Annotated in this window: 24 protein-coding genes and 1 pseudogene; 7 read left to right on the top strand and 18 right to left on the bottom strand. The window is 70.5% G+C overall.

The features are described 5' to 3' along the window. Window positions 1-101: 101 nt before the first annotated feature. A complete protein-coding gene (gene egtB / locus AC07NX_RS18110; protein WP_494643654.1) occupies window positions 102-2270 on the top strand; it encodes an ergothioneine biosynthesis protein EgtB in 2169 nt (722 codons plus the stop codon). 68 nt (window positions 2271-2338) lie between these two features. Here the strand turns inward: egtB and AC07NX_RS18105 are convergent, their stop codons facing one another. Together AC07NX_RS18105 and AC07NX_RS18100 are read right to left on the bottom strand one after the other, a co-directional pair. Continuing rightward, window positions 2339-2548 (bottom strand): KGG domain-containing protein, encoded by a 210-nt coding sequence (locus tag AC07NX_RS18105; RefSeq protein ID WP_018062559.1) that lies wholly within the window; start codon window positions 2546-2548, stop codon window positions 2339-2341. 9 nt (window positions 2549-2557) lie between these two features. Beyond that, window positions 2558-2725: a hypothetical protein gene (locus AC07NX_RS18100; RefSeq protein WP_494643652.1), complete on the bottom strand. Its 168-nt coding sequence runs from the start codon at window positions 2723-2725 to the stop codon at window positions 2558-2560. Between the two features lie 115 nt (window positions 2726-2840). Between AC07NX_RS18100 and AC07NX_RS18095 the strand changes: the two genes are divergently transcribed. Beyond that, window positions 2841-3518: a DUF1345 domain-containing protein gene (locus AC07NX_RS18095; protein WP_494643650.1), complete on the top strand. Its 678-nt coding sequence runs from the start codon at window positions 2841-2843 to the stop codon at window positions 3516-3518. Here AC07NX_RS18095 and AC07NX_RS18090 read toward each other — a convergent pair. From AC07NX_RS18090 to AC07NX_RS18080, 3 genes are all read right to left on the bottom strand, one after another. Further along, window positions 3515-4309 carry a hypothetical protein gene (locus AC07NX_RS18090; RefSeq protein WP_494643648.1) on the bottom strand — a complete coding sequence of 265 codons (795 nt, stop codon included), beginning with the start codon at window positions 4307-4309 and terminating at the stop codon, window positions 3515-3517. The genes AC07NX_RS18095 and AC07NX_RS18090 overlap by 4 nt on opposite strands. 95 nt (window positions 4310-4404) lie before the next feature. Continuing rightward, complete coding sequence (locus tag AC07NX_RS18085; RefSeq protein WP_494643647.1) at window positions 4405-5886, bottom strand: ATP-binding protein; 1482 nt, start codon at window positions 5884-5886, stop codon at window positions 4405-4407. Beyond that, complete coding sequence (locus AC07NX_RS18080; RefSeq protein WP_494643646.1) at window positions 5883-6680, bottom strand: response regulator; 798 nt, start codon at window positions 6678-6680, stop codon at window positions 5883-5885. Before AC07NX_RS18080 ends, AC07NX_RS18085 begins: the two co-directional genes overlap by 4 nt. Window positions 6681-6785: 105 nt before the next feature. Here AC07NX_RS18080 and AC07NX_RS18075 point away from each other — a divergent pair, with 105 nt between their 5' ends. After that, window positions 6786-7214 carry an EF-hand domain-containing protein gene (locus AC07NX_RS18075; protein WP_494643644.1) on the top strand — a complete coding sequence of 143 codons (429 nt, stop codon included), beginning with the start codon at window positions 6786-6788 and terminating at the stop codon, window positions 7212-7214. Between the two features lie 8 nt (window positions 7215-7222). Here the strand turns inward: AC07NX_RS18075 and AC07NX_RS18070 are convergent, their stop codons facing one another. Together AC07NX_RS18070 and AC07NX_RS18065 are read right to left on the bottom strand one after the other, a co-directional pair. Further along, a complete protein-coding gene (locus tag AC07NX_RS18070) occupies window positions 7223-7936 on the bottom strand; it encodes an MBL fold metallo-hydrolase (RefSeq protein WP_494643643.1) in 714 nt (237 codons plus the stop codon). A gap of 103 nt (window positions 7937-8039) precedes the next feature. After that, window positions 8040-9623: an amino acid permease gene (locus AC07NX_RS18065; RefSeq protein WP_494643642.1), complete on the bottom strand. Its 1584-nt coding sequence runs from the start codon at window positions 9621-9623 to the stop codon at window positions 8040-8042. Between the two features lie 274 nt (window positions 9624-9897). Between AC07NX_RS18065 and hrpB the strand changes: the two genes are divergently transcribed. Further along, window positions 9898-12339, top strand: a complete 2442-nt coding sequence (gene hrpB, locus AC07NX_RS18060) for an ATP-dependent helicase HrpB (RefSeq protein WP_494643641.1) — start codon at window positions 9898-9900, stop codon at window positions 12337-12339. A gap of 24 nt (window positions 12340-12363) precedes the next feature. On the opposite strand, the gene AC07NX_RS18055 is transcribed toward hrpB, so the two are convergent. The 6 genes from AC07NX_RS18055 to AC07NX_RS18030 all read right to left on the bottom strand — a co-directional run bounded on the left by AC07NX_RS18055 (window position 12364) and on the right by AC07NX_RS18030 (window position 19040). Then, on the bottom strand, window positions 12364-14175 hold the full coding sequence (locus AC07NX_RS18055) for an aminopeptidase P family protein (RefSeq protein WP_494643639.1): 1812 nt from the start codon (window positions 14173-14175) through the stop codon (window positions 12364-12366). Between the two features lie 57 nt (window positions 14176-14232). Next, window positions 14233-14676, bottom strand: a complete 444-nt coding sequence (locus AC07NX_RS18050; RefSeq protein ID WP_494643638.1) for a hypothetical protein — start codon at window positions 14674-14676, stop codon at window positions 14233-14235. Window positions 14677-14764: 88 nt separating this feature from the next. Next, window positions 14765-16063 (bottom strand): hypothetical protein, encoded by a 1299-nt coding sequence (locus AC07NX_RS18045; RefSeq protein ID WP_494643637.1) that lies wholly within the window; start codon window positions 16061-16063, stop codon window positions 14765-14767. 59 nt (window positions 16064-16122) lie between these two features. Further along, the gene (locus tag AC07NX_RS18040) at window positions 16123-16989 is read right to left on the bottom strand and encodes a 50S ribosomal protein L11 methyltransferase (RefSeq protein ID WP_494643635.1); all 867 of its coding nucleotides are present in this window, start codon (window positions 16987-16989) and stop codon (window positions 16123-16125) included. A gap of 17 nt (window positions 16990-17006) precedes the next feature. Continuing rightward, window positions 17007-18428, bottom strand: coding sequence for an O-antigen ligase family protein (locus AC07NX_RS18035; protein ID WP_494643634.1), 1422 nt, complete (start codon window positions 18426-18428; stop codon window positions 17007-17009). A gap of 111 nt (window positions 18429-18539) precedes the next feature. Beyond that, window positions 18540-19040: a hypothetical protein gene (locus AC07NX_RS18030; protein WP_494643633.1), complete on the bottom strand. Its 501-nt coding sequence runs from the start codon at window positions 19038-19040 to the stop codon at window positions 18540-18542. Between the two features lie 85 nt (window positions 19041-19125). Between AC07NX_RS18030 and AC07NX_RS18025 the strand changes: the two genes are divergently transcribed. Next, on the top strand, window positions 19126-20292 hold the full coding sequence (locus AC07NX_RS18025) for a low temperature requirement protein A (protein ID WP_494643631.1): 1167 nt from the start codon (window positions 19126-19128) through the stop codon (window positions 20290-20292). On the opposite strand, the gene pip is transcribed toward AC07NX_RS18025, so the two are convergent. Continuing rightward, the gene (gene pip, locus AC07NX_RS18020) at window positions 20289-21278 is read right to left on the bottom strand and encodes a prolyl aminopeptidase (protein ID WP_494643629.1); all 990 of its coding nucleotides are present in this window, start codon (window positions 21276-21278) and stop codon (window positions 20289-20291) included. The genes AC07NX_RS18025 and pip overlap by 4 nt on opposite strands. Before the next feature lie 149 nt (window positions 21279-21427). On the opposite strand from pip, the gene AC07NX_RS18015 reads away from it, so the two are divergent. Beyond that, window positions 21428-21682, top strand: coding sequence for a low temperature requirement protein A (locus AC07NX_RS18015; RefSeq protein ID WP_494643628.1), 255 nt, complete (start codon window positions 21428-21430; stop codon window positions 21680-21682). On the opposite strand, the gene AC07NX_RS18010 is transcribed toward AC07NX_RS18015, so the two are convergent. Continuing rightward, complete coding sequence (locus AC07NX_RS18010) at window positions 21679-22662, bottom strand: alpha/beta fold hydrolase (protein ID WP_494643627.1); 984 nt, start codon at window positions 22660-22662, stop codon at window positions 21679-21681. The two genes, AC07NX_RS18015 and AC07NX_RS18010, sit on opposite strands and share 4 nt — an antisense overlap. Before the next feature lie 118 nt (window positions 22663-22780). On the opposite strand from AC07NX_RS18010, the gene AC07NX_RS18005 reads away from it, so the two are divergent. Further along, window positions 22781-24007, top strand: a complete 1227-nt coding sequence (locus AC07NX_RS18005; protein ID WP_494643625.1) for a multidrug effflux MFS transporter — start codon at window positions 22781-22783, stop codon at window positions 24005-24007. Here the strand turns inward: AC07NX_RS18005 and AC07NX_RS18000 are convergent. From AC07NX_RS18000 to AC07NX_RS17990, 3 genes and pseudogenes are all read right to left on the bottom strand, one after another. Beyond that, window positions 24004-24399: a DUF423 domain-containing protein gene (locus tag AC07NX_RS18000; RefSeq protein WP_494643624.1), complete on the bottom strand. Its 396-nt coding sequence runs from the start codon at window positions 24397-24399 to the stop codon at window positions 24004-24006. The two genes, AC07NX_RS18005 and AC07NX_RS18000, sit on opposite strands and share 4 nt — an antisense overlap. Then, window positions 24396-25139, bottom strand: coding sequence for a TerC family protein (locus AC07NX_RS17995; protein WP_494643623.1), 744 nt, complete (start codon window positions 25137-25139; stop codon window positions 24396-24398). Before AC07NX_RS17995 ends, AC07NX_RS18000 begins: the two co-directional genes overlap by 4 nt. A 42-nt stretch (window positions 25140-25181) precedes the next feature. Continuing rightward, a pseudogene (locus tag AC07NX_RS17990) lies at window positions 25182-26284 on the bottom strand (hypothetical protein); the annotation flags it as partial.

The following is a 26284-nucleotide window of genomic DNA, read 5'->3' as shown; positions in this document are numbered from 1 at the left end:
CTCGGCGCCGCTTGAACCCGACGGGGGGAACGCTCAAGTTGCTTATTCGTTGAGCTCATCGGGGCGGCAGGCTCCCCGACGCAGGGCCGCCAGGAGAGCGCATGAGTCCCGACGACACCCCCGCACGGGAGGCCTCCGAGGCCCGCGCCATCGCCCTCGTCGATCGCTATCTGGCGGTCCGGCGGCGCACCGAGGCGCTGGCCAGGCCGCTTTCGCCCGAGGACCAGGGCGCGCAGTCGATGCCGGACGCCAGTCCGGTCAAATGGCACCGGGCCCACACCGCCTGGTTCTTCGAAACCTTCCTCCTGGCGCCCTTCCTGCCCGGCTACCGGGTGTTCGACCCGGCCTTCGCCTATCTGTTCAATTCCTATTACGAGGCCGTCGGCCCCCGTCAGCCGCGGCCCCTGCGCGGCCTGATCACCCGTCCGTCGGCCGACGAGGTCGGAGCCTACCGCGCTCATGTCGACGCGGCCATGGTCCGCCTGTTGACCACCGCGCCGACCGCCGAGGTGATCGAACGCCTGGACCTGGGCCTGGCTCACGAGGAGCAGCACCAGGAGCTGATCCTGATGGACCTGCTGCACCTGTTCGCCCAGTCGCCGCTGGAGCCGGCCTATCGCGACGCCGCGCCCGGGCCGCGCCCGGCCGCCGCCGAGGCCCGCTACCTCGCCTTCGAAGGCGGGCTGGTCGAGATCGGCGATGGCGGCCCCGGCTTCGCCTTCGACAATGAGCGGCCGCGCCACAAGGTCTATCTCGAACCCTATCGCCTGGCCGACCGCCTGGTCACCAACGGTGAATGGCTGGCCTTCATAGAGGACGGCGGCTATCGCCGCGCCGACCTCTGGTTCTCGGACGGCTGGGCCATCGTCAACGAGCAGGGCTGGGACGCGCCGCTCTACTGGCGTTGGGAGGACGACGGCGCCTGGACGGTCATGACCTTGTCGGGCCGACGTCCCCTCGACCTTCACGCGCCGGTCGGTCATGTCAGCTATTACGAAGCCGCCGCCTTCGCCGCCTGGTCCGGCCGCCGGCTGCCGACCGAGGCCGAGTGGGAAGCCGCCGTCAGGGCGGAAGGGCGGGGGCTGCGCCAGACGTCCGACGAGGCGTGGCAATGGACCGCCAGCCCCTATGTGGCCTATCCGGGCTTCAAGCCGGGCGCCGGCGCGCTGGGCGAGTACAACGGCAAGTTCATGGTTAACCAGATGGTCCTGCGGGGCGGGGCGGCCGAGACGCCGCCCGGCCACACGCGGCCGTCCTATCGCAACTTCTTCCACCCGGCCCAGCGCTGGGCGTTCACGGGGGTCCGCTTGGCGGACGACATGAGCGCGCTGGATCGCGAGGCGTCGACACCGACCTCGACCTTCCTTGATGACGCCCTGGCGGGCCTGACGGCCGATCGCAAGACGCTGCCGGCCAAGTACTTCTACGACGCCGAGGGCTCGCGCCTGTTCGAGGCGATCTGCGAGCTGCCGGAATACTATCCCACCCGCACCGAGACCGCGCTGCTGCGGCGGATCGCGCCGGAGATCGCCGCCCGGGTCATGGAGGGCGCGGCCCTGGTCGAGTTCGGCAGCGGGGCCAGCACCAAGACCCGGATCCTGCTGGACGCCATGCCGCAGCTGGCGGTCTATGTTCCGATCGACATCAGCCGGTCGGCCCTGGACGAGGCCAGCGAGGCGCTACGCCGGGATTATCCCGGCCTGGTCGTCGCCCCGCTGGTCGATGACTTCACCCGTGCGGTCCGGCTACCGGCGGCGGCGCGGGGGAGACCGGTGACCGGCTTCTTCCCCGGCTCGACGATCGGCAATTTCGCGCCGGCCGAGGCCGAGGAATTCCTGCGTGGCGCACATGGCCTGCTGGGCGACGGTGCGATGTTCGTGGTCGGGGTCGATATCGCCAAGAGCCCGGACATACTGACGCCAGCCTATGACGACGCCCAGGGCGTGACGGCGGCGTTCAACAAGAACGTCCTGGCGCGGATCAATGGCGAGTTGGGCGGCGACTTTAACCTGGACGCCTTCGATCACCGCGCGGTCTGGAACGCCGAGGAAAGCCGCATCGAGATGCATCTGGTCAGCCGCGTCGACCAGGCGGCGCACCTGGCGGGCCACGAAATCCGCTTCGGGGCCGGCGAGACGATTCACACCGAAAATTCGTACAAGTACGCGCCGGAGATGTTCGTGGAACTGGCCCGTCGCGCGGGCTGGAAGGTCGCGGCGCGCTGGATCAGCGACAGCCCAAGCTTCGGCGTCTTCGCTCTAGCCGGCTGAGGCGAGCGGTTCTCATCATGGCGAAGAAGGCGCGCCGCGGCCCGGAAGGACCGCGGCGCGCTTCAGGTTCAGGCGTCGCGGCCGGGCATCCGCCCGCCGCCGCGCGACGAAGAGCCGCCCTTGCGGCCCGCATTGGCCGCGAGGTCGCGGTCCTTCGCGAAGCTGCGCTTTTCGCTGGGAACACTGGCCCCCCCTTTGCGCGCGATCTCGCGGCGGCGTTCGGGGTCCATGGCGGCGAAGCCTCGGCGGCCGCGCGGCCGTTCGGTGTCGAGGTCCATAGGTTGCTCCTAATCGGGACTGGTCACGGGGGGGAACGGCGTGGCCGAGCGGTCATAGGGCCGGTCGTCGCCCGGTTGCACCGGTGGCTGGCGCATCGGCTCTTCTTCGGGCGTGGAGCCCGGGTCGTAGTCGGGTTGCGTCGGCTCGATCGGCGGCGGGGCGTCGGGGTCGGTCATGGCGTCTTTCACGTGTTCCGGTGAAGTAACCAGTGAAGTCGCGTTCGGTTCACCCGACAGGCGAGACAAAATTGCAGAGTTTGGTGTTAACCCTCAGGCGAGCAAGGTGAACGGCATGACCAAGCCCCGCGTGAAAAGGCCCGAAAGCGCAGCAATATCACGGCATTGGCGGCTGATGGCGGCCGCCGCGGCCGGGGTCGTGGGGTGGTTGGCGGCCCGCCATCTAAATGCGCCGGCCAGCAGTCACATCCTGATCGGCTGGGACGCCTGCGCCCTGGTTTACGTCACCACCACCTGGCATCTGTTCCTGACGGCGGACGAGGCCGAGGTGCGCCGTCGAGCCGCCGCCGAGGACGAAAAACCGTCGGGGATCCTGCTGCTGGTGCTGGCCGCGATCCTGTCCAGCCTGGTCGCGGTGGTGGCCGCGATGCTGAACGCGCGGTCGGCGGGACCGGAGATCAAGACGATCACCGCCGCCTGCGCGGGAGTCACCCTGGTGCTGTCCTGGGTGGTTCTGCATTCGGTGTTCACGTTGCACTACGCCCATCGCCACTTCGGCGACGGAACGGGCAAGCCCGGCTTTCTGTTCCCGGGCGAACCGGCTCGCACCTATCTCGACTTCGTCTACCTGGCCTTCAGCATCGGGGCGACTTTCCAGGTGTCGGACAACAACGTGCTGACGGCCAGGCTGCGCAATCTCGTCACCGCCCAGGCCGTCTGCGCCTATTTCTACAACACCGCGGTCCTGGCCCTGGGGATCAACATCATCGCCGGCCTGGTGGGCGCCAGCTAGCGGCGTCCTTCGCGCGAGCCCTCCAGGCGGGCCTGGAGCGGGGTCTGGGGCAACTCGGCCAGGCGCAGCTTGCCGTCGCCGTCCTTATCGAGCAGAGCGAAGCGGGCCTTGGCCGCCTTGGTCGCCTCGGCCCGGGTGATGCGGCGGTCGAAGTCGCCGTCCGAAGCCATGACGGGTTCGGGTTCGGCCAGCAGGCTGTAGGGCGTGGCGCCTTGCAGCATTCCGCCGATAAGGCCACCGCCGCGCTTGCCGCCACCCCCGCCACCCCCGCCACCCCCGCCGCCCCCGCCACCGCGCCGTCCGCCGCCGTGGCCGCCACTCCCGCCGGGCGGGCCGCCTCCGCCGCGCAGGCCCGGACCTTCGCCGCCGCCCTGGAAGCCCTGCAGGATCTCGGGCGTGACCTGGGTCTCGTAGGCCGAGACCTCGAAGCCGTCGATGACGCCGCTGTGGTCGCTGTCGATCCTGTCGAAGAACCGCAGGGCGTCGGCGACGAACTCGTCGCGCGTCAGGACGCCGTCATGATCGGCGTCGGCGCCGGCGAACCACGCGGCGACAGGGTAGGGGGCGCCGGGCTCGGCGCGGAACGGCTCGCCCGCCGGGCTGATGAACAGGCTGCGGCGCGGTTGCCGCGGCGGCCCGCCTGCCTCGCCCTCGCCGGGCGGGCGGGGACGCGGCGCCTTGCCCCAGTCGCCGCGCGGCCCGTCCTGCGGCGGACCGGAGGCGCAGGCGCTCAGGCACAGGGCGGCGAACATCAGGATGCAGGTGGTGCGGAGACGGCCGAAGGTTTGCATCCCTTGATCAACCCCGCCGGCATGTCGCGCGTATGGCGCAGCTTTTTCCGGCCCGCAACAAACCGGCGACTTGCTTGTCCGTTGCGTATCCTCGTCTAGAACGGCAGTTCGACCCGAGCGCGCAATCCGCCTTCGGGGCGGTTGTGCAGGGTGACGTCGCCGCCGTGGGCGCGCGCCACCGAGCGAACGACGGCCAGACCTAGCCCGATCCCGCCGGTCTCGCGATTGCGCGACGGCTCGCTGCGGAAGAACGGCTCGAACACGCGATCCAGCTCGGCCGGGACGATGCCGGGGCCGTTGTCGTCGATCTCGATCACCGCCAGCCGGCCCTCGGCCCGGACCCGCCCCTGGACGGCGCCGCCGTACTTCAGGCCGTTTTCGACCAGGTTGGTCAGCAGGCGGCGAAGCGCGACGGGGTCGCCGTCGATGATGATCTTCTCGCCCAGTTCCACCGACGCCTGGCCGCCGGTCTCCGCGGCCTCGTCGATGATGCTTTCCAGCAGCGAGGCCAGTTCCAGCCGGGTGCGTTCGGCCGGACGTGTGGTGTCGCGCACGAAGGCCATGGTGGCGGCGATCATCGCCTCCATCTGGTCGATGTCCGAGGCCAGCTTGGCGCGGACGTCGTCCGGCACGGCCTCGATTCGGAAGCGCAGGCGGGTCAGGGGCGTGCGCAGGTCGTGGGCCACCGCGCCGATCATCGCCGTTCTGTCCTCGACATAGCGGCGCAGGCGCTCCTGCATCATGTTGAAGGCGTTGGCGGCGGCGATGACCTCGGCCGAGCCTTTCAGCTCCAGCGGCGCGGCGCGCGGGTCGCGGCCCAGCCGCTCGGCGGCGCCGGCGAAGGCGCTGATCGGGCCCGACAGGCGGCGGGCGAACAGCCAGGCCAGGGGCGAGACGCACAGCATCGACAGCACCAGGATCAGCAGGATCCGCTGTTGCCAACTGTCGAAGCGGATGGCCGGCTTGGGCTCGATCAGGGTCCAGCGACCGTCGTCCTGATGGATGGCGAGTTTGAAGTCGCCGACGATGAACGGCTCGTCGCGCGGACCGTCCAGGCGCTGCCCACGGGGCGGGCCGCCAAAGCCGTTGGGCGGACCGCCCGGACCGCCGGGACGGCCCGGATCCTGGTCGCCTCGCGGGCCGTCGGGATCGCCCGGCGCGCCCCGCGCCCGGCGCTCTCGCGGCAGGTCCTGGACGAAGGTGCGCTTCTGGGCGCGAACGAAGAAGCGGGGTCCGGTGTCGACGTCCATCTCGATCCGCGCCGGATCGACCCCGACCTCGCGGGCCAGGGCGGCCTTGAACTCGGCGCGACGGCGGTTGTCGACCAGGCCCCGGATCGGGCCGGCGTGGCGGCGGATCAGCAGGGCCCGGCCGTCGCGCGGCTGGACCGTGGCGCCGCTCTTCACGGCGCGGGCGATCTCGCTCAATCGATAGATCTCGGGCGGCGGCGGCGGCAGGTTGAAGACCACGGCGATGGCGATCAGCTGCGCCGCCACCAGGGTCGCGATGACCAGGCCCAGGGCCTGGACGAACAGCGGCGCGCTGCCCGGGCCCCTCACCCGAACACGTTCGGTCATGGAGTGCGGGTCACCTTGGACGTGAACATGTAGCCTTCGCTGCGGATGGTGCGGATCAGCTCGCCGCCGCCGCCGTCGTCGAGCTTGCGGCGCAGGCGGCTGATCTGGACGTCGATGGCCCGGTCATAGGCGTCGCTCTCGCGGCCCCGGGCCAGGTCCAGCAACTGGTCGCGGGTCAGCACCCGCTGCGGCCGTTCGACGAAGGCGCGCAGCAGCGAGAACTCGCCGCTGGACAGGTTGACCACCACCGACTGGGGCGAGCGCAGTTCGCGGCGCACCAGGTCCAGACGCCAGCCGGCGAATTCGCAGGCCGCGCCCATGCCGTCGTCGACCGTCCGCGGCTCCTGGCGGCGGCGCAGCACGGCGCGGATCCGAGCCAGCAGTTCGCGCGGATTGCACGGCTTGGGCAGATAGTCGTCGGCGCCCAGCTCCAGCCCGACGATGCGGTCGGTCTCCTCGCCCATGGCCGACAGCATGATGATGGCCGGACCCTCGGCGGCCGACAGGCGGCGGCAGATGGCCAGGCCGTCCTCGCCCGGCAGCATGATGTCCAGCACCACCAGGTCGACCGGGCCACGGGCCAGGGCCTGTTCCATGGTCCGGGAGTCGGAGGCGGTGTCGATGGCGTAGCCGTGGCGACCCAGGAAGTCGGCCACGACGTCGCGGATGCCCGGATCGTCGTCGACGATCAGGATGCGGGCGCCGCGCGCCGGATCGGTGTTCTGGCCAAGGGTGTTTTGGCCGGGCGTGGAGACGGCGGCGGAGGCCGTCGCGGGATCTTGCGAACTTTCCATGACTTGCTCTTTCCACGCCCCTGTCTCCAGCAGATTTCACGGCTGCAACAGGGAAGCAACCCGCGCATGCGACCAATCCTCGCAATTGTTGCCTGGAGACAGCCCATGCCCCGCCTCTTGCCGAGGGCCCTGACCGCCCTTTCCCTCGCCGCCGTCGCCGGGCTGGCCCATGCCCAGGGGCCGCGCGGAAACCAGGACGCCAACGGCGACGGCGTGGTCAGCGCCCAGGAGTTCGACGCCGCCGCCAAGGCGCGATTCCAGCGCCTGGACGCCAATCATGACGGCGTGATCGACGCCGAGGAGCTGGCCGCGATCCAGAAGCGGATGGAAGCGCGCCGCGCCGAGCGTCCGGACGCGGGCAGGGGCGGCGGCGGGAGCGCCGCCTTGAGCGCCATGGACGCCGACCACGACGGCAAGATCACCGAGGCCGAAGCCCTGGCCGCCGCCAAGGCCCGCTTCGCCGCGCTCGACGCCGACAAGAACGGCGAACTCAGCCAAGCCGAACTGCCCGCTCGCCCCGGCCCGCCAAACTAGCGATCGCGCTAGCCCGGCGAGCGGTTGACCGGCGCCGCGTAGTCCCGGCCCTGGGCGGCCATCGCCTCGATCGCCCGATCGCCGACGAACGGGTTGGACCGCCGCTCGGCGCCGAAGGTCGACATCGGGCCGTGGCCCGGCACGAACTGGACGTCGTCGCCCAGCGGCCACAGCTTGCCGGTGATGGCGTCCAGCAGGTCCTGGTGGTTGCCGCGCGGGAAGTCCGTTCGGCCGATCGAGCCCTTGAACAGCACGTCCCCGACCTGGGCGAAGCGCGCCTGGCGGTGGAAGAAGATCACGTGGCCCGGCGTATGGCCGGGGCAGTGCAGCACCTCGAACTGGGTCTCGCCCAGGGTGACGACGTCGCCGTCTTCCAGCCAGCGGTCGGTGACAAAGATCCGCGCCTCGGGGATCCCGTACATCTCGCCGCTCTCCTGGATACGGTCGATCCAGAACTGATCGTCCTTGTGCGGTCCCTCGATCGGCACGCCGGTCAGGCGCTTGAGTTCGGCCGCGCCGCCGGCGTGGTCCATGTGGCCGTGGGTGATCCAGATCTTCTCCAGGGTCAGGCCCTGGTCTTCCAGCGCCTTCATCAGCCGGGGAACCTCGCCGCCCGGATCGATCACGGCGGCCTTCATCGTCTTGGCGCACCAGACGATCGTGCAGTTCTGCTGCAGCGGCGTGACCGGCGCGATGACGGCGCGGATCGGCATCTCGGTCATGCCCAAATCCTTTTCAAGCGGGCTCCCAACGAAAACGGGCGGGGACCCGAAGATCCCCGCCCGCCCGAACTAAGCGTTATGAACGCCCGTTCAAGTCCTAATCTCAGTCCACGCCGGGCACGCCGGTGGGCGGCGCGTCGGGATCCAGCTCGTGGACCTCGTCGGTGATGCCGCGGCCGACGTGGCTTTTGCGGAAGCCGTAGGCGAAGTAGATCAACAGGCCCAGCCCGCCCCAGATCGGCAGGACGGCCATCGCCTCGAGCGGCAGGTTGAAGTAGAGGCCCGCGCAGCCGACCATGGCCAGGGGCGCGATGATCCAGATCGCCGGGGTCTTGAACGGACGCGGACGGTTCGGGTCCTTCACGCGCAGCACCATCACCGCGATCGCCACCATGAAGAAGGCGAACAGGGTGCCGGAGTTGGAGATGTCGGCCAACTGGCCCACCGGGAAGAAGGCCGCGGCGATGGCGACGCAGACGCCGGTGAAGATCGTCACGATGTGCGGCGTCTTCCACTTCGGGTGGATGGTGGCCCAGCTTTGCGGCAGCAGGCCGTCTCGAGCCATGACGAAGAAGATGCGGGTCTGGCCGTAGATCATCATGAGGATGACCGAGGGCAGGGCCAGGTTGGCGGCCAGGCCCAGCAGGTTGCCGACGACGGGCCAGTTGATCTCGCGCAGCACGTGGGCGAGGGCCTCGTTGGAGCAGACCAGGCGATCGGCGTTGGCGGCGGTGGCGCAGGCGGCCTGGAAGGCGGCCGAGCCGGGCTGGACGACCGAGCCGTCCAGGGCCAACACCGGCTGGGCGCCGATGGCGCCGATCGCGCCGGCGGCGACCAGCAGATAGAAGACGGTGCAGATCCCCAGGCTGCCGATCAGGCCGATCGGCACGTTGCGCTGCGGGTTCTTGGTCTCCTCGGCGGCGGTCGAGACCGCATCGAAGCCGACATAGGCGAAGAAGATCGAGGCGGCGGCGCCGACCACGCCCATCCCCGTCGTCCCGTGCGGGCCGAACCAGCCGTTGGGGGTGAAGGGCGAGAAGTTGCCGGTCTTGAGCACAGGGATGGTCAGGATGACGAAAGCCGTCAGGGCCGTGACCTTGATCACGACCAGGATGGCGTTGACCCGGGCGCTCTCGGTGGTGCCGCGGACCAGCAGGGCGGTCACGGCCAGGGCCACCAGGATGGCCGGGATGTTGACGATGCCCTTGCTGAAGTCGGCGGCCGGCACGAAGCCGTTCATCGACCAGGCGGGCCCGGATCTCAGCAGGTCGGGCCAATGGAAGTGGAGGGCGTTCTCGATCAATCCGAGGAAGTAGCCCGACCATCCGACCGAGACGGCGCTGGCGGCGACCGCATATTCCAGGATCAGCGCCCAGCCGACCATCCAGGCCAGCAGTTCGCCCATCACGGCGTAGGTGTAGGTGTAGGCCGAGCCCGACACGGGCAGCATCGAAGCCAGTTCCGAGTAGCAGAGCGCGGCGATGGCGCAGACGGCGCCGGCGATCACGAAGCTCCACATCATGCCCGGGCCGGCCTTCTGGGCGGCGGCGGCGGTGAGCACGAAGATCCCCGTGCCGATGATCGCGCCCACGCCCAGCAGAGTCAGCTGAATGGGGCCGAGAGAGCGATGCAACGACTTCTTCTTGGCCGTGGCTAGAATCGCATCCAGTGACTTAACGCGCCACATATTTCCTCCAGAGACCCGCGGCCACCCCCGGGGGCCGCGTAGATAAATTTTGCGGACCGTGACCCGGTTACAGGGACGCGGTCAAGGTAAAGCGGAGGGCGTGCGTAATTGTTCGCCCCGCTGTGCGCAATAAGGGCCATGACCTGCCGCGCGGTTGCTGCGCCGCAGCACGCTTCCTAGCCGTTGCTGCCTCACGGTTGGGCGCTCGGCGGAACGATCGAAGTTCGGCGGCTGGCGCTTGGTGATTTGCCGCGCCGCCCTTAAACCACGCCGCGTGACCCTTCCCATCCACGAAGCCTTGCCGGCCTTGAAGTTGGCGCTCGCCGGCCGCGAGGCCGCCGTGCTGGTCGCCCCGCCCGGCGCGGGCAAGACCACGGTCGTGCCGCTGGCCCTGTTGGACCAGGCCTGGGCCGCCGGCGGCAAGATCGTCATGCTGGAGCCGCGCCGCCTGGCCGCGCGGGCCGCCGCCGCGCGCATGGCCCAGAGCCTGGGCGAGAGCGTCGGCGAGACCGTGGGGTTCCGGGTCAGGCTGCAGTCGAAGGTCTCGGCCAGGACCCGGGTCGAGGTGGTGACCGAGGGCGTCTTCACCCGGATGATTCTCGACGATCCGGGCCTGGACGGCGTGGCGGCGGTGATCTTCGACGAGTTCCACGAGCGCAGCCTCGACGCCGACCTGGGCCTGGCCCTGGCCCGCGACGCGCAAGGGCTGGTGCGCGAGGACCTGAAGATTCTGGTCATGTCGGCCACCTTGGACGGGGCGCGGATCTCGACCCTGCTGGACGAGGCGCCGATCGTCGAGAGCCAGGGACGGATGTTCCCGGTCGACACCCGCTATCTGGGCCGCGATGAGCGCCAACGCCTGGAGGAGCGGGTTGTCCGCGCCGTCGAGCGGGCCCTGGCCGAGGAGGCCGGGAGCCTGCTGGTCTTCCTGCCGGGCCAGGGCGAGATCCGGCGGACCGAGTCCTTGCTGCGCGAACGGCTGCGGCGGCCCGAGGTCGATGTCGCGCCGCTCTATGGCGCGCTGGAGCCCGCCGAGCAGGACCGCGCCGTGGCCCCTGCCGCGCCGGGGCGGCGCAAGGTGGTGCTGGCCACCTCGATCGCCGAGACCAGCCTGACCATCGAGGGCGTGCGGGTGGTGATCGACTGCGGCCTGGCCCGCGTGCCGCGCTTCGACCCGTCCAGCGGCCTGACCCGGCTGGAGACCGTGCGCGTCAGCCGCGCCGCCGCCGACCAGCGCCGGGGCCGGGCCGGCCGTACCGGGCCGGGCGTCTGCTACCGCCTGTGGGACGAGCCGGAGACCCGGGCCCTGCCGGCCTTCGCCCGGCCGGAAATCCTCGAGGCCGACTTGTCGAGCCTGGCCTTGAACCTGGCCCGTTGGGGGGCGCGCGACGCCGCCGACCTGGCCTTCCTCGACAAGCCGCCGACCGCCGCGTTCAACGAGGCGCGAACCCTGCTCAACCGCTTGCAGGCGCTGGACGGGCAGGGCGGCCTGACCGCTCACGGCCGGGCCCTGGCCGACATGCCGCTGGCCCCGCGCCTGGCCCACATGGTGGTCCGCGCCGCCGCCTCGGGCCAGGCCGAGCGGGGCGCGAAGATCGCCGCCGTGCTCAGCGAGCAGGGCCTGGGCGGCCGCGACGTCGACCTGCGCCATCGATTGGAGAGCTTCGATCGCGACCGCTCGCCCAGGGCGCGGGACGCCCGAACCTTGTCCGAACGCTGGGCGCGCTCGGCCGGCCGCGCCTCGGGCGCCGCGCCGCTGGACGACGCCCTGCTCCTGGCCGAAGCCTATCCGGAGCGGGTGGCCCGGGCGCGGGGCAAGCCCGGCGAGTACCAGCTGGCCGGCGGGCGCGGCGTCTATCTGGAGCCGACCGATGCCCTGGCCCGCGAGACCTGGCTGGCGGTGGGCGAGCTGGGCGGCGGCGAGGCCCGCGACCGGATCCTGCTGGCCGCACCGCTGGACGAGGCCGCCCTGCGCGAGGCCTTCGCCGACCGGCTGGTCGCCGAGGACCGGCTGGAGCCCGACGCCAGGGGCAAGGTCCGCGCCCGCCGCCTGCTGCGCCTGGGCAAGCTGGTGGTCGAAGAGCGGCTGCTGGACAAGGTGGATCCGGGCCTGGTGGTCCAGGCCCTGCTGGCCCAGGTCGAGCGCGAAGGGCTGTCGGCCGTGCCGCTGGGGGAGGGCGCCTGGGCCCTGCGCCGCCGCGTGGCCTTCCTGCGGGACCGCGACCCCGAGACCTGGCCGGACCTGTCGGACGCGGCCCTGCTGGCGCGTCGGACGGAATGGCTGGAGCCGCTGCTGGCGGGCCGCTCGGCCCTGTCGCAGCTTTCCGACCCCGCCCTGGCGGACGCGATCCGCACTCTGGTCCCCTGGGACCTGCACCGCCGCCTGGACGCCGAGGCGCCGGCCCGGTTTACCGCGCCGACCGGCTCCAGCTTCGCCATCGACTACGCCGCCGACGGCGGTCCGCGCGTCGACGTGCGGGTGCAGGAGCTGTTCGGCCTGACCGCCCATCCGACGGTGGGCGGCGCGCCGCTGGTGCTGGCCCTTCTGTCGCCGGGCCACAAGCCGATCCAGATCACGCGGGACCTGCCGGGCTTCTGGAAGGGCTCGTGGCGCGAGGTGAAGACCGAGATGAAGGGGCGCTATCCGCGGCACGTCTGGCCGGACGACCCGGCGGGGGCGACACCGACGACACGGGCCAAGCCCCGGGGGACATGACACTTGCCCCCTACGGGTCGCACCCTAAAGCGGCGCGCAGACCTCTTCCAGCCAGGCCCGCACCTCCGGCTCCACCCGCGGCCCGATCTCCTTGACCACCCGCGCGTGATAGGCGTCGAACTGGGCGATCTCCTCGGGGCTCAGCAGGCTCTTGTCCACCAGCCGCCGGTCGATCGGGGCCAGGGTCAGGGCGTGGAAGCGGTGCATCGGGCGGTCGCCCGTCCCGACCGCTTCGGCCGGCATCACCACCTCGAGGTTCTCGATGCGGATGCCGTACTCGCCGTCCTTGTAGTAGCCCGGCTCGTTGGAGACGATCATGCCCGGCTGCAGGGCCACCGTGTTGGGGGCCTTGCTGATCCGCTGGGGCCCCTCGTGGACGCCCAGATAGACCCCGACGCCGTGGCCGGTGCCGTGGTCGTAGTCCAGGCCGTGGCTCCAGAGCGCGGCGCGGGCTAAGGCGTCGATGGCCGAGCCGGTGGTGCCGGCCGGGAAGCGCAGGCGGGCGATGGCCAGGTGGCCCTTCAGCACCAGGGTGTTGCGGGTGACCATCTCGGCCGTCGGCTCGCCGATGGCCACCGTGCGGGTGACGTCGGTGGTGCCGTCCAGATACTGGCCGCCGCTGTCGACCAGCAGCAGGGACCCCAGGGCGGCGCGCTGGTTGCTGCGCTCGGTCGGGCGATAGTGGGGCAGGGCGCCGTGGCCGTTGGCCGCGCCGATGGTGTCGAAGCTGAGGTCCTTGAGCACGCCGGTCGCCTCGCGGAACGCTTCCAGCTTGGCCACGGCCTCCTTCTCGTCCGGCGGATTGACCTGGCCCTCGGTGGCCAGCCAGTGCAGGAACCGGGTCAGGGCCGCGCCGTCGCGCTTGTGGGCCTCGATCGTGCCGGCGATCTCGACCGCGTTCTTGCAGGCGCGCGGCAGGGTGCAGGGATCCATGGCGCGGACCACCTCGGCGCCGGCGGCGGCCAGGGTGTCGAAGTACCAGGCCGAGGACTGGGCCGGGTCGACCACCACCTTCTGGCCCGCCAGTTCGGCCAGGGCGGCGTCCAGGGCCTCAGGGCTTTCCAGCGACACCTGATTGCCCAGCCAGACCGGAAGTTCGTCCGTGACCTTGGCGGGGTCGAGGAACAGCCGCGCCGTGCCGTCGGCGCGCAGCACGGCCTGGGACAGCGGCAGGGGCGAGCGGATCACGTCGCCGCCGCGGATGTTGAACAGCCAGGCGATCGAGGCTGGGGCGGTGATCACGGCGGCCTGGGCGCCCAGGGCCGCGACGGCCGAGCCGACGCGGGCGCGCTTGGAGGCCGACACCTCGCCGGCGTACTGGACCGGATGCGGCACGACCGGCGCGGCGGGCTGGGCGGGACGCTCGGCGCCCCAGGCCTCGTCGATCGGGTTGACGGCCACGGGCTTCAGCGCCGCGCCGGCCCTGGCGGCGGCGGCCTTCAGGCCGTCCAGGGCCTGCGGGCTGTGCAGGCGGGCGTCGTAGCCGATCACCGCGCCCCTGGAGGCGGTTTCCAGATAGGCCGGCACGCCGCCCTCGACCAGGTCGCGGATCTCGAACACGCCCTGGTCGACCTGCTCGCGCACCTGCAGGGTGTAGCGGCCGTCGACGAACACGGCGGCGCGGTCCTTGAGGATCACCCCGGCCCCGGCCGAGCCGGTGAAGCCGCTGGCCCAGGCCAGGCGGTCGTTGGCGGCAGGCAGGTATTCGTTCTGGTGCTCGTCCTCGTGCGGCACGAGGAAGCCGTCCAGGCCCTGGCGGGCCATGGCGGCGCGGATCAGGGGAACGTGGCGGGGACCGAAGCCCGGATCGGTGGATTCATCGAAGGTCTGGCGCATGCCTCCGATTTAGTCCCGCCCCTTCGACCTGGGAAGGGGCGGGTTGCGATCGGGAGCCTAGTTCACCGGCTGCGGTTGCTGGGCCGGCGGGGCTTGGACGTTCGGATCGGCCGACGGGGCCAGGGTGTCGTCGCGCGAAGAGGCGGCGCGGGCGGCAGCGTCGTGGGCGGCCTGGGCGGCGTTGGCGGCCGTGTTCTCGGTCGAGCGGCGGGCGCTGTCGGCGGCGGCGCTGGCGTCGCGGGCCGCCTGCTGGGCGACGACGGCGGCCTGGCCGGCGCCGGTCTGGGCGCCTTCCATCACGCCGACGGCGCGCCCCTGCTCCTGGGCCTGGAGGAGTTGGTCCTGGTCGGGGGTGCGCGACCCGACGGTTAGCATGAAGGCCACGGCGACGATGGCCACGATGGCCACGGCCCCGGCCACGAACCAGCCGGTCGTCCCGCCTTCACGGCGGACACGAACCACGCGCTCGGTATGGGGCGCGTTGGGATCGACATAGGTCATGACGTTTGCTCCTGGAGCGAGATGTCCCGCTTGGAGAAACGTGGGTGGAAGGAAGGGCGTTCCTTCTCCCGCGCGGTTACGCGCAGTGTCAGGGGACGATGCAGACCGGCGTGATGGCATGGCGCACCAGATTGTCGGTCACGCTGGCGCCTAGGGTGCGACCTTGCTTAGCCTTGATGCCGCAATCCAGGGCCGGAAAGGAACCTGGGGTAATGATGTTCTGGACGTTGCTGATGATGTTGCTGTGCAGGATTACGTTGTCGCCTTCGGTAAGCAGGCCATAGCGCGAGCCGCTCGCCGCCACCTTGCCGTTGCCATTGAAAAGGCTGTTGGCGACGACGACCTCATTGGCGTTGGCGGTAATCTTCAGCCCTTCCGCGCCGTTGTTGTGACTTTTCAGACCCGTGATTGTCGTCGAGGTTACCTTGTCCAGCACGACGCCGGCCTGGCCCGCCAGTCCGTTCCATGAGCCGTCGAGTGTCACCCCACGTGCGGCAGAGAACAGCCATCCCGTCGTGCGGTTTGTGTCGGCCAGGCAGTCAGTGCAGAAGATCCACTCTGGCTTGCAAGGCTCAGCGTCGTTCGCGCAGTTGGGCGCCCCAGGATAGGTGTCGACAATGAAGCCGGTGTCGCAGCGAACCGCCGAGACCTTTGTGCCGTAGACGCCCGACGCGCCGCTGTAGATGACGATGCCTTGCTGGCATGTCGGCGACGGGCGAGTGACCGGGTCATAGTCCCCTTCGACCTGGATACTGCTGAGGAAGGTGTCGATATTGCTTTGGGTGACCGCCGGCGGATTGACGAACTGGCCGATCAGGACGCCTCCCATCAGGGAAGTGGTCGCCTGGTTCCTGATCGAGACGTTGGAAATGGTCAGGCCGATATTGGCCTCTCGCACCTTGACGCCCCATACCACGTCGATTGCGGAGACGTGGTCGATATGCGCGTGCTGAGTGTCCTTGACCGAAATGCCGTCGGCGACCCCCGAACCGTCGACGGAGAGATTCGAGACGGATACCGTGATCTTGCCTTGGGTGGACGCCAACGCCAGGACAGCGCCCAGCGCGTGGCCCGTGACGGGGACGTATTTGAGCACGGTGATCCCCGGACCCGCGCCCCGCAGCGAGGCGTTCCGGGCGATGATGAGCGATGGTACGGGATAGATGCCGGAGGGAATGATGAAGCCCTTGTCGTCACCCGTCGCGAAATTAAGGCGATGGTTGAAGACGGCGTAGTTGTCGGCCGCGCAAGTCGCCATCGATACAACGCACGCGGAATTATCCGCGGTCTTCAGGGCCGGAATGATCACTTCGGTGGCCTGGGCGCTGATTGAGCCACTGATCGACAGCAGTGCTATCAACGACAGCCTTGCGAACGTCCTGCCCATGAAAATTCTCCAAGATTGCCTTCTTGATCAACCTATAGAAGAAGTTTTGTGATCACAACCTATTTGCGCTGCAGCACCAGCGCCGCCCAGGCGTCGCGGTGGATGCGGTTGACGACCTTGAAGCCCCGCGAGACGTAGGCGGCCTTGACCATCCGCTCCTGGGTGCGCAGCAGGCCCGACAGGATCACCGTGCCGCCGGGGACCAGGGCGGTCTTGATGTCCTGGGCCAGGCTGATCAGGGGGCGGGCCAGGATGTTGGCGAACACCAGGTCGTAGGGGGCGTTGTCGGCCACCAGGCGGTTGGACAGGCCCGAGGCGTGGACGAACCGGGCGTTGGCCCGGTTGACCTTCGCGTTCTCCCGAGAAATCCGCACGCTGGGCTTGTCGATGTCGGTGCCCACCGCGATCTTCGAACCGGTGCGAGCGGCGGCGATGGCCAGCAGGCCGGTGCCGGCCCCGACGTCGAGCACCTTGTTGAACTTCCGCGCCTTGATCAGCCGGTCATAGGCCAGCAGGCAGCCGACGGTCGTGCCGTGGTGGCCGGTGCCGAAGGCCGCGCCGGCCTCGATGCGCAGGTTGACGGTGCTGGCCGGCAGACGGCCGCGGTCGTGCATGCCGTAGACGAAGAACCGGCCGGCGCGCACCGGCGGCAGGCCCGACAGCGCCATGGCCAGCCAGTCGGCGTCGGCCAGCTGCTCGCGCACCACCTTCAGGGGATAGCCGGCCAGAACCTCCAGCAGGCCCGCGTCTTCCTCGTCGGTGGTGGGGAAGGCGTCGATGCGCCAGACGCCCTTGTCCTCGTCCTCTTCCAGGATCGAGTAGGTGGCGCCCTCGAGGCCGGGGTGGTTGTCGATGGCGTCGGCGGCGGCTTCGGCGTCGGCGCGCGCGCCGCGGGCGACGATCTGCTGGGGCGTATAGTCGGTCATGTCGCTCCAGTAGCGGGCTAAGCGCCGAAAGGCGAGACCGCGCGCTTGCCAAATGTGGGCGCGAAGGCCGGGCGGCGCGCCGGCTCGGGCGTCCGGATCTCGGGCTCGGGCTCCGTCTCGGACTCTGGCGGGGCCAGGCTCCAGGCCAGGGGCGGGGCGGCGACCAGCGGGCGACGGTCGGGCTTTTCGGATCGCGGGCCCAGCGTCCACACGGATCCCAGTAGGCGCGTCACCGCCGCGCAGGCCAGGGACCAGACAATGCCGTTGCGCTCCAGGATGAAGCTCTCGGAAAAGGTGGTCATCAGGAAGATGGCCAGGAACAGGGTGGCCCAATAGCCGTCCTGCACCCGGCGAAACCGGAACAGGGCGACCAGCAGCGGCCCGACCAGCACCAGGGCGCACAGGCCCACCCCGATCCAGCCCAGCTGGGCCAGGATGTCCAGCCAGCCGTTGTGAGCGCTGGGCACCAGCCAGCCGGTCTCCTTGCGGATCCAGTTGGCGGGGACGGAATCCAGCGTCCAGAACACGCCGTAGCCGTAGCCGGTCAGCGGATGCTTGGCCGACTGGCGCAGCAGGGCGGCCCAGATGTCGGTGCGGCCGGTCAGGGACGGGTCCTTGCCCAGGGCCTTGAACAGCAGTTCGGGGGCCAGCCACATGACCATGGCCGCCGTGATGGCGACCGTGACGCCCAGCCAGACGACGATCACCGCCGTGGCCGGGCCGCGCCGCATCGCCGCCAGCAGCATCGAGCCGCACAGGCCGATCATCAGGGCCAGCAGCGAGGTCTTGGACTTGCTCATCAGCAGCATCGCCGCGCACAGCACGATGGTGAAGACCATCTGCTGGCGCCGGGTCGAGCCGGCCAGCAGCGCGGCCATGGCGGCCAGGGCGCCGTAGACCATCATCGCGCCCATCTGGTTCTTCTCGTACCAGAGGCCGCGCCAGTCGCCGGCGTTGATGTCGTGCTGCACCCCCATCTTCGGATAGGCGACGGCGGCCATGAGGCCGGCCGCGGCCAGCAGCAGGAAGGTGGTGGCGATGATCTCGGCCATCCGCCGGCCATCGAAGCTGGCGGCGAAATAGAAGCCGAACAGGGTGGTGAAGGCCGCCGCCAGGGCGCGGCGGTTGGTAGTGTCCGGGTTCAGCGACCACGAGGCCGAGGCGTACACCCAGAAGACCAGCAGGCTGAGCATCACGGCCGGAAACCAGAACCGCATCAGCTGCGGGGCCCGCCAGGCGGCCAGGCCCAGGATCAGGGCGTAGACGGGCAGCCACATCAGCCGCAGGACGGGAATGTTCTCGCCGCCCGCCTGCAGCGGATCCAGCAGCGGGCCGATCAGGGCGTTGGACAGCATGAACAGCACGAAGCCGCAGGCCAGCGCCTCCAGCTTGCGCCAGAGGTCGGGCGGTTCGTCGTGCTGCTGCTGCGTGTCCGCCATTTCGATCCAGGTCCTGGCGCGAAATGGGACAGGCGCCGTGGGTTGGAGCCGTTGGCAGCAAGGGCGAGGCCGAGCTTGGCCTTGGGGGCGTTCGGAGGGCGGCTAGGCAGGCTAGTAGGCGGCCGCGACCGCCATGGGCGCGCTGGGCGCTTCCGGCGCGGCGATCGCCGGCGGCGGTTCGGGCGCTTGCGGCGCATCCTCGGGTAGGCGGATGTCCAGGATGTCGCCGGCGGTCGACGGCCACGTCCGGCCCGCGGGCTCCACCGGCCGAACGGGCGGGGCTTCAGCGTGGGCCGCCGGCTCCGGCGCCGGCTCGGTCCAGGCGGCCGGGACATATTCCGGGACCTCGTACGAGGCCACGACCACGGGCGGCTGGCCGGCCTGCTGGTCGGGGAGGAAGTCGGTGCCGACCACGTAGTCGGGAACCTTGCCGCTGGGCCAGGCGACCGGCTGGACCTGGTCGTAGGCGGGGCCGGATGCGAAAAGGGTCTCGATCTGCGGCGCGGTCTGGGCGCCGGTCCTGAGGGCCAGGCCGCCCGTCAGCCCGACCGCCAGGGCGACGGCGGCGCCGACCAGCGCGGCGCGATGGGGGAGGAGAACCGAAGCGTCCATGCTGACAAAGCGCGCCGGGCGACAAAACGTTCGATCCTGACCGCGCTGACGCTAGGCTCCCGACTCACCCGGAGGGAACGCCGCCATGCCACGCCGCCACATGCTTCGCGACCGCGCCTCGGGCGGCCACGCGCGGGTCACCTATGTCGAGCTGTTCTTCGACCTGGTGTTCGTGTTCGCGGTCACCCAACTGTCGCACGGCCTGATGGCCCATCCCAGCCTGCTGGGCCTGGTCGAGACCGGCCTGCTGCTGATGGCCGTCTGGTGGGCCTGGATCTTCACGGCCTGGGTCACCAACTGGCTGGACCCCGAGCGGACCCCCGTGCGGATCATGCTGCTGGTGGTGATGGTGGTGGGCATGGTCATGACCATGTCGATCCCCAAGGCGTTCGGCGAGCGCGGCCTGATCTTCGCCCTGGCCTTCGTGGCGATCCAGCTGGGCCGCAGCCTGTTCACCGCCTGGGCGATGCGGGGCCATCCCTTCCAGAGCCGCAACTTCACCCGCATCTCCGCCTGGTTCGTCGCGTCAGGCGTGCTGTGGATCGCGGGCGGCCTGGCCGAGGGCGGCGCGCGGCTGGCCCTGTGGGGCGGAGCGCTGGCCCTGGAATACATCTCACCGGCCCTGGGGTTCTGGACCCCGGGCCTGGGCCGGGCCCGGGCCGAGGAGTGGGACGTCGAGGGCGGCCACCTGGCCGAGCGCTGCGCCCTGTTCACGATCATCGCCCTGGGCGAGTCGATCCTGGTCATGGGCGCGACCACCGCGACCCTGGCCTGGACGCCGGTGGTCATCGCCGCCTTCCTGGCCGCGTTCGCCGGCAGCCTGGCCATGTGGTGGATCTATTTCTCGTTCATGGCCGAGGCCGCCAGCGAGGCGATCAGCCACGCCAAGAACCCCGGCCGCGTGGCGCGCGAGGCCTATACCTACATCCACCTGCTGCCCATCGCTGGCGTCATCGTCACGGCGGTGGCCGACGAGTGGACGATCCACCATCCGCTGGGCCACACCGACCTGAAGACGGCTCTGGCCCTGGTCGGCGGGCCATTCCTGTTCCTGCTGGGCGGCGTGCTGTTCAAGCGGGCCGTGTTCCGGGCCTGGTCGCCGGCGCAAGTCGCCGGCCTGCTGGCGCTGGCGGTCCTGGGGGCGTTCAGCCTGGCGCTCAGCCCGCTGGTCCTGTCGATCGCCACGACGGCGGTGCTGCTCGGCGTGTCGGTCCGCGAGGGGATGGCGCGCCGTTCGAAGGCGCGACTCTAGACGTTCAGCGCCGCGTTCGTCGCCCGCACCAGGCCGTCGATGACGCCGGGCTCGGTCGAGGCGTGGCCCGCGTCCCAGACGATCTCGAAGCTGGCCTGCGGCCAGGCCCGGTGCAGGGACCAGGCGCTGTCCAGCGGCGTGACCACGTCGAAGCGGCCCTGGACGATCCAAGCCGGGATGTGCCGGATCCGGTCGATGTTCTTCAGGATCCAGCCGTCCTCCTCGAAGAACCCGCCATTGGCGAAGAAGTGGCATTCGATCCGCGCGAAGGCGATGGCGAAGTCCTCTTCGTTGAACTTCGGCGGACGCGCTTCGGGGCCGCGCAGCGAGATGGTGTCGCCCTCCCACTGGCTCCAGGCCCCCGCCGCCTCGGCCTGGACGCGGCGGTCGGGGTGGGTCAGGCGCTTGTGATAGGCGGCCATCAGGTCGCCGCGCTCCTCGACGGGGATCGGCGCCAGGAACCGCTCCCAGGCGTCGGGGAACAGCATCGAGGCGCCGTCCTGGTAGAACCAGCGCAACTCCTTTTGGGTCAGCAGGAAGATGCCGCGCAGCACCAGGGCCTCGACCCGGTCGGGATGGGTGATGGCGTAGGCCAGGGCCAGGGTCGAGCCCCAGGAGCCGCCGAACACCGTCCACTTCTCGACGCCCAGGTGCACGCGCAGCCGCTCGATGTCGGCGATCAGGGCCCAGGTGGTGTTGTCCTCGAGGCTGGCGTTGGGACGCGAGCGGCCGCAGCCGCGCTGGTCGAACAGCGCCATGCGCCAGCGGCTGGGATCGAAGAACCGCCGCATGGTCGGATTGACCGCCCCGCCGGGGCCGCCGTGCAGGATCACCGCCGGCTTGCCGCGCGGCGCGCCGCATTCCTCGTAGTAGATCTCGTGCGGACCGTCGGCGCCCAGCCAGCCGAACGAGAAGGGCTCGATGTCGCGAAACAGGCCGCGGCGACCGTTGGCGGACATGGGCGGGGCGGAAGCGTTACGATCCATGGCGCAACCCTAAACCCGTTTCGGGCCGCGAGGGAACGGCGCGAGGAGGTCATTCGCCCGAGCCGGCCGCGCGCCTTGCCCCGCCGCCCCGCGAACCCACGGCCGGAGGCCGTCGCCACCCGCGCCGCTTTTCCGTATTCTCCCGAGTCATGAACAACCCCGAAGACCTCAGCGACGACGAACTGCTCGAGATGCTGACCCCGCGCCAGCTGGCCGAGCTTGACCGCGCGATCGCCGAGATGATGGGCCCCGAGGGCCTGGACAAGGTCATCTCGCTGCAGGTGATGGCCCAGCTCTACACCGTGCGCGCCGCCGAGCGCGACGAGACCTCGGCCCTGGCGATGCTGCAGATGGCGGCGGCGATGCGGCGGCGCGCGGAGATCCTGGCGGCGGACAAGGCTTAGGTCGGGAACCGCCGACCCAGCCAGTCGATCAGGATGGCGTTCACCTCGTCGGGCTTTTCCTGCTGGGTCCAGTGGCCGCTGCCCGCGATCAGCACCTTCTCCAGGTCCGAGACCTGGTCGCCCATGCGGTCGGCCAGGGAGGGCGGCAGCACCACGTCGTGCTCGGCCATGATCATCAGGCAAGGGATCCCGTCGATCCGCGTCGGCAGATGCTCGGCGTGCTCCCAGTTGCGCACGAAGTTGCGGTACCAGTTGATCCCGCCGGTGAAACCCGTGCGCTGGAAGGTCTCGACGAACACCTTCAGCTCTTCGGGCGCCAGCAACTGACTGGAATCGTCGGCGACGTCGTAGCGGGCCAGGCCGTCCTGCAAGGCCAGCGAGCGCCCGTTGGTCTCGCCGCTGGTGAAGGCGGCCTGGACGCCGGTCGGCTTGCGCATGAAGTAGCGCATGGTCCTGTCGACGTCGGCGGCCAACTGGGCGTCGGCCACGCCGGGCTTCTGGAAGTGGACGATGTACATGTCCTCGCCGAACGCGTGGCGGAAGGCGGTGATCGGGTCGACGGACAGGCGCGGCAGGAACGGGGTGTTGACGCCGACGACCCCCGCCACCCGGTCGGGGTGCATCAGCGGCATCTGCCAGACCACGAGGCCCCCCCAGTCGTGGCCGCAGAACACCGCCTTCTCCACGCCCAGGTGGTCCAGCAGTCCGACCAGGTCGCCGGTCAGGTGGGCCATGTCGTAGTCCTCGACCGCCTCGGGACGGTCGGTCAGGCCATAGCCGCGCTGGTCGGGAACGATCACCCAGCGCCCCGCCGCCGCGAGGGCCGCGATCTGCCAGCGCCAGGAATAGGAGAACTCGGGGAAGCCGTGGCACAGCACGATCGGGACGCCGACCCGTGGCCCGGCTTCGTAATAGGCCATACGGATTCCGTTGATCGGCGCGAACGAAGGATCGGGCATCGGCGGCGCAAGCTGGGTCATGGCGTTTCCTGCTTATGTTATTGGCGATCACCTTGCGGGCGGACGTCCCGCCGGGCAAGGCCGCGATTCCCACGGTCAAGGACTTACCCCTGGGGAAAACAAGCGTAAAAGCGCGTCCATGACCGAGAACGCACCGTCCGCGCCCGCCGCCACGCCCTGGCGGCTTGTCCTGATGCTGGGCGCCCTGACGGCCTTCGCGCCGATGTCGATCGACATGTATCTGTCCAGCATGCCGGACATCGGCCGGACCCTGCACGCGGGGCCGGAGGACGTGCAGGCCACCCTGGCGGCGTTCTTCGCCGGCATGGCGATCGGCCAGTTCCTGTACGGCCCGGCCTCGGACCGGTTCGGACGCCGCCTGCCGCTGCTGCTGGGGATCGGCATCTTTGTCGCGGCCTCGGTGGCCTGCGCCATGGCCCCTTCGATCCAGGTGCTGATCGTCGCCCGCTTCGTCCAGGCCCTGGGCGGCTGCGCGGGACCGGTGATCGCTCGAGCCGTGGTGCGCGACAAGTTCAACCACGCCGACACGGCGCGGGTCCTGTCGATGATGACCCTGATCATGGGCCTGGCTCCGGTGCTGGCCCCGCAGTTCGGCGGGGTCGTCCAGTTCCTGGCCGGCTGGCGCGGCGTGTTCTGGACGCTGGTGGCCTTCGGCCTGCTGATCGGCCTGTGGATCACGCTGAGCCTGGCGGAGTCGCGATCGGAGGCCACGGCGATTCAGGCCCGATCCGAGAACCCGTTCCGCGCCTATCTGGCCCTGCTGCGTCAGAAGCGGCTGGTGGGCTACGGCCTGGCGGGGGCGCTGAACGGCGCCACCCTGTTCACCTACATCTCGACGGCGCCGGACCTGGTGATGGGGACCTACGGCCACGCGCCGCTGGTGTTCAACATCGTCTTCGCCCTCAACGCGGTGGGCATCATCGGGGCCAGCCAGGTCAACCGCCTGCTGCTGCGCCGCTCGACGCCGGATCGGGTGCTGGTGCGGGCCAGCATCGCCTCGATCATCGCCGCCCTGCTGCTGGTCGCAGCCGCCTGGAGCGGGGTGGGCGGACAGTTCACGGTCCTGCCGCTGCTGTTCGCGGCCCTGTCCACCTATGGCCTGATGAGCGGCAACACCATGGCCGGAGCGCTGAGCGTCGACCCCAGCCGGGCCGGCTCGACCTCGGCCCTGATGGGCGGCATCTCGTTCGGAGCCGGCGCCCTGGCTTCATGGGCGGGCGGCCTGCTGCACGACGGCACGCCCAGGCCGGTGGCGGCGGTGATGTTCGCGTGCCTGGTGGGCTCCAGCCTGGCGATCTTCGGCCTGGCGGTCCCCAAGGACCGGCGCGGCAAGGCGGCCGCCTAGGACTGGCGATCGACGATCGTCCCCGCGCGCCAGGCCAGCAGGAGCCAGCCGGCCAGGAAGCACAGGCCGCCGAACGGCGTGACCATGCCGAGACCGCGCGGCGCGCCGAAGGCCAGGGCGTAGAGCGAACCCGAGAACAGCACGGTTCCGGCCAGGAACAGCACGGGGACGGTCACGCTCATCTTGCCGCCGGCCTTGTCCTGGCTGATTTGGCGCAACGCCAGCCAGCCGAACACCGCCAGGGCGTGGGTCATCTGGTACAGCGATCCGGTGTGCAGCAGCTCGGCCGCGCGGGCGTCCCTGGCGCCGTGGGCGGCGAAGGCCCCGAAGGCCACGGCCAGGAAACCGCTGAGCGCGGCCAGGCGGACGACCAGGGCCGGGCCGCGCGTCATTTCTTGTGCTTGTTGTGCGTCGCCAGCTCGTCCGGCGTGATGTCCAGGAACGACGGCGCGGCGGCGTTGTAGGCGTCGGTCTTGTGCAGGTCGATGACCACGCTGCGGTGGCCTTCCCAGATCATGTGCACGGCGACGTAGAGCACGATGGCCAGGCCGACGAAGCCGATCCAGCGGTGTTTGTGCAGCAGGTTGGCGATGGCGGTGGCGGCCACGCCCATCAGGACGATCGACAGCAGCAGGCCGAACACCAGGATGGCCGGATGCTCGCGGGCCGCGCCGGCCACGGCCAGCACGTTGTCCAGCGACATCGAGACGTCGGCGATCAGCACCTGCACGAAGGCCTGCCGGAAGGTCTTGGCCGGCTTGGCGCGCGGCTCGGTGGTCGGATCGTTGTCGAGGATGGCCTGGGCGTTTTCCTGGTCATGGGTGATCTGCTCGCGCAGTTCGCGCCACATCTTCCAGCAGACCCACAGCAGCAGCACGCCGCCGGCCAGCAGCAGGCCGATCACGCCCAGCAGCCAGGTGGTGATCAGGGCGAAGCTGATGCGCAGCACCACGGCGGCGCCCAGGCCATAGAGGATAACCTTGCGGCGGTCCTTGGCGGGCAGGCCGCCAGCCGCCAGGCCCACGGCCACCGCATTGTCGCCCGCCAGGACGAGGTCGATCATCAGGACGGAAAGGAAGGCGGCGAACGGACCGTTCAGTCCGCCCACCTGGGCGAGGAGCGCGTCAAACATGCGGCCTCAATGCGTCAGGCGGGCGGGTCTGGCAAGCATCCCTTAGTCCGTGGGCTCGAGTTCCTTGCGCGCGTGGGCGTCTTGCCCAGGGACGGCGGGAGGGACGGCCCCGGCGGCGGGGGGAGCCGGATCATGAGCGCTACGGCCGTGGTCTCCGTACGCCGGGGCTTCGAACGGGTTGTGCTCCGGCGGTCGATGGCCGGCCGCGCTGGCCGCCGCCGCGCCGACCGCCGCGCCTCCGGCGGCCGTGGCCATCGGGTTGACGTGGCCGCCCTCGGCGGGTCTCGGCGTTTCGAACGGCAGGCCGTTGCGATCATAGTCGGTCAGGGTGCGGGCCTTGCGGCGACGCTCGACCCTGGCCTTGGCGGCCGCGGCGTTGCGCGAGATCGCCACCAGGATCAGCAGGGCCAGCAGCACCAGGGCCCCGCCCAGCAGCGACTTGCCCGGCAGCTTGCCCACGCCCGGGACATCCACCATCTCGTAGGGGCCCAGGCCGGGCATGGCGGCCTCGAGGCCCTTGGCCTTTTCCTTCACCGCGTCCTTGAGCGGGGCGACCTGCCGGGCGATCGAACCCAGGGTGAAGCCCTGGGCCGGTTGGGTTCCATCCAGCGCGACGCCGAACTCGGTCTTCAGCGGACCCTTGGCGGCGTCGGTCGGCTTGACCTGCCAGGCGAAGGTGGCCGGCTGGCCGGCCGTGACCACGGCGGTCTGGCGGCCGTTCGGGGTGATCTCGTAGCCCTGGCCGCGCAGGTCGGCGTAGGCGCTGGCCTTTTTTGCCGCCTGGGCCAGGCCCAGCTTGGCGGCTTCCGTCCTGATCAGGTCGCCGAGCGTGGCGGGCAGGGACAGGGTGACCTGGCCCGCCTGGCCCTGGGCCAGGCTTGGGGCGGTGGCCAGGGTCGCGCCCCGGGTGGCTTCCGGCGCGACGGCCGCCTGCAGCGCCTGCAGCCGGGTCTGCGGCGCGGCGGCGGGCCCGGACTTGGCGGCGGCCGTGGCCGGCGCGGGAGCGGCGGTCGGGGGGAGCGGCGCCACGACCGGCGCCTTGACCGGGGGCGCCGCGGGTTTGGCGGCGACGATCGGCTTCAGCGGGGCCGGGACGGGCGCCACGGCCACCGGCCTTGGCGCGGGCTGGGCGACCGGCGCCGGCC

It is taken from the genome of Caulobacter sp. GW821-FHT09A05, assembly GCF_059418465.1.
This window is presented reverse-complemented; position numbering and strand designations above follow the sequence as displayed.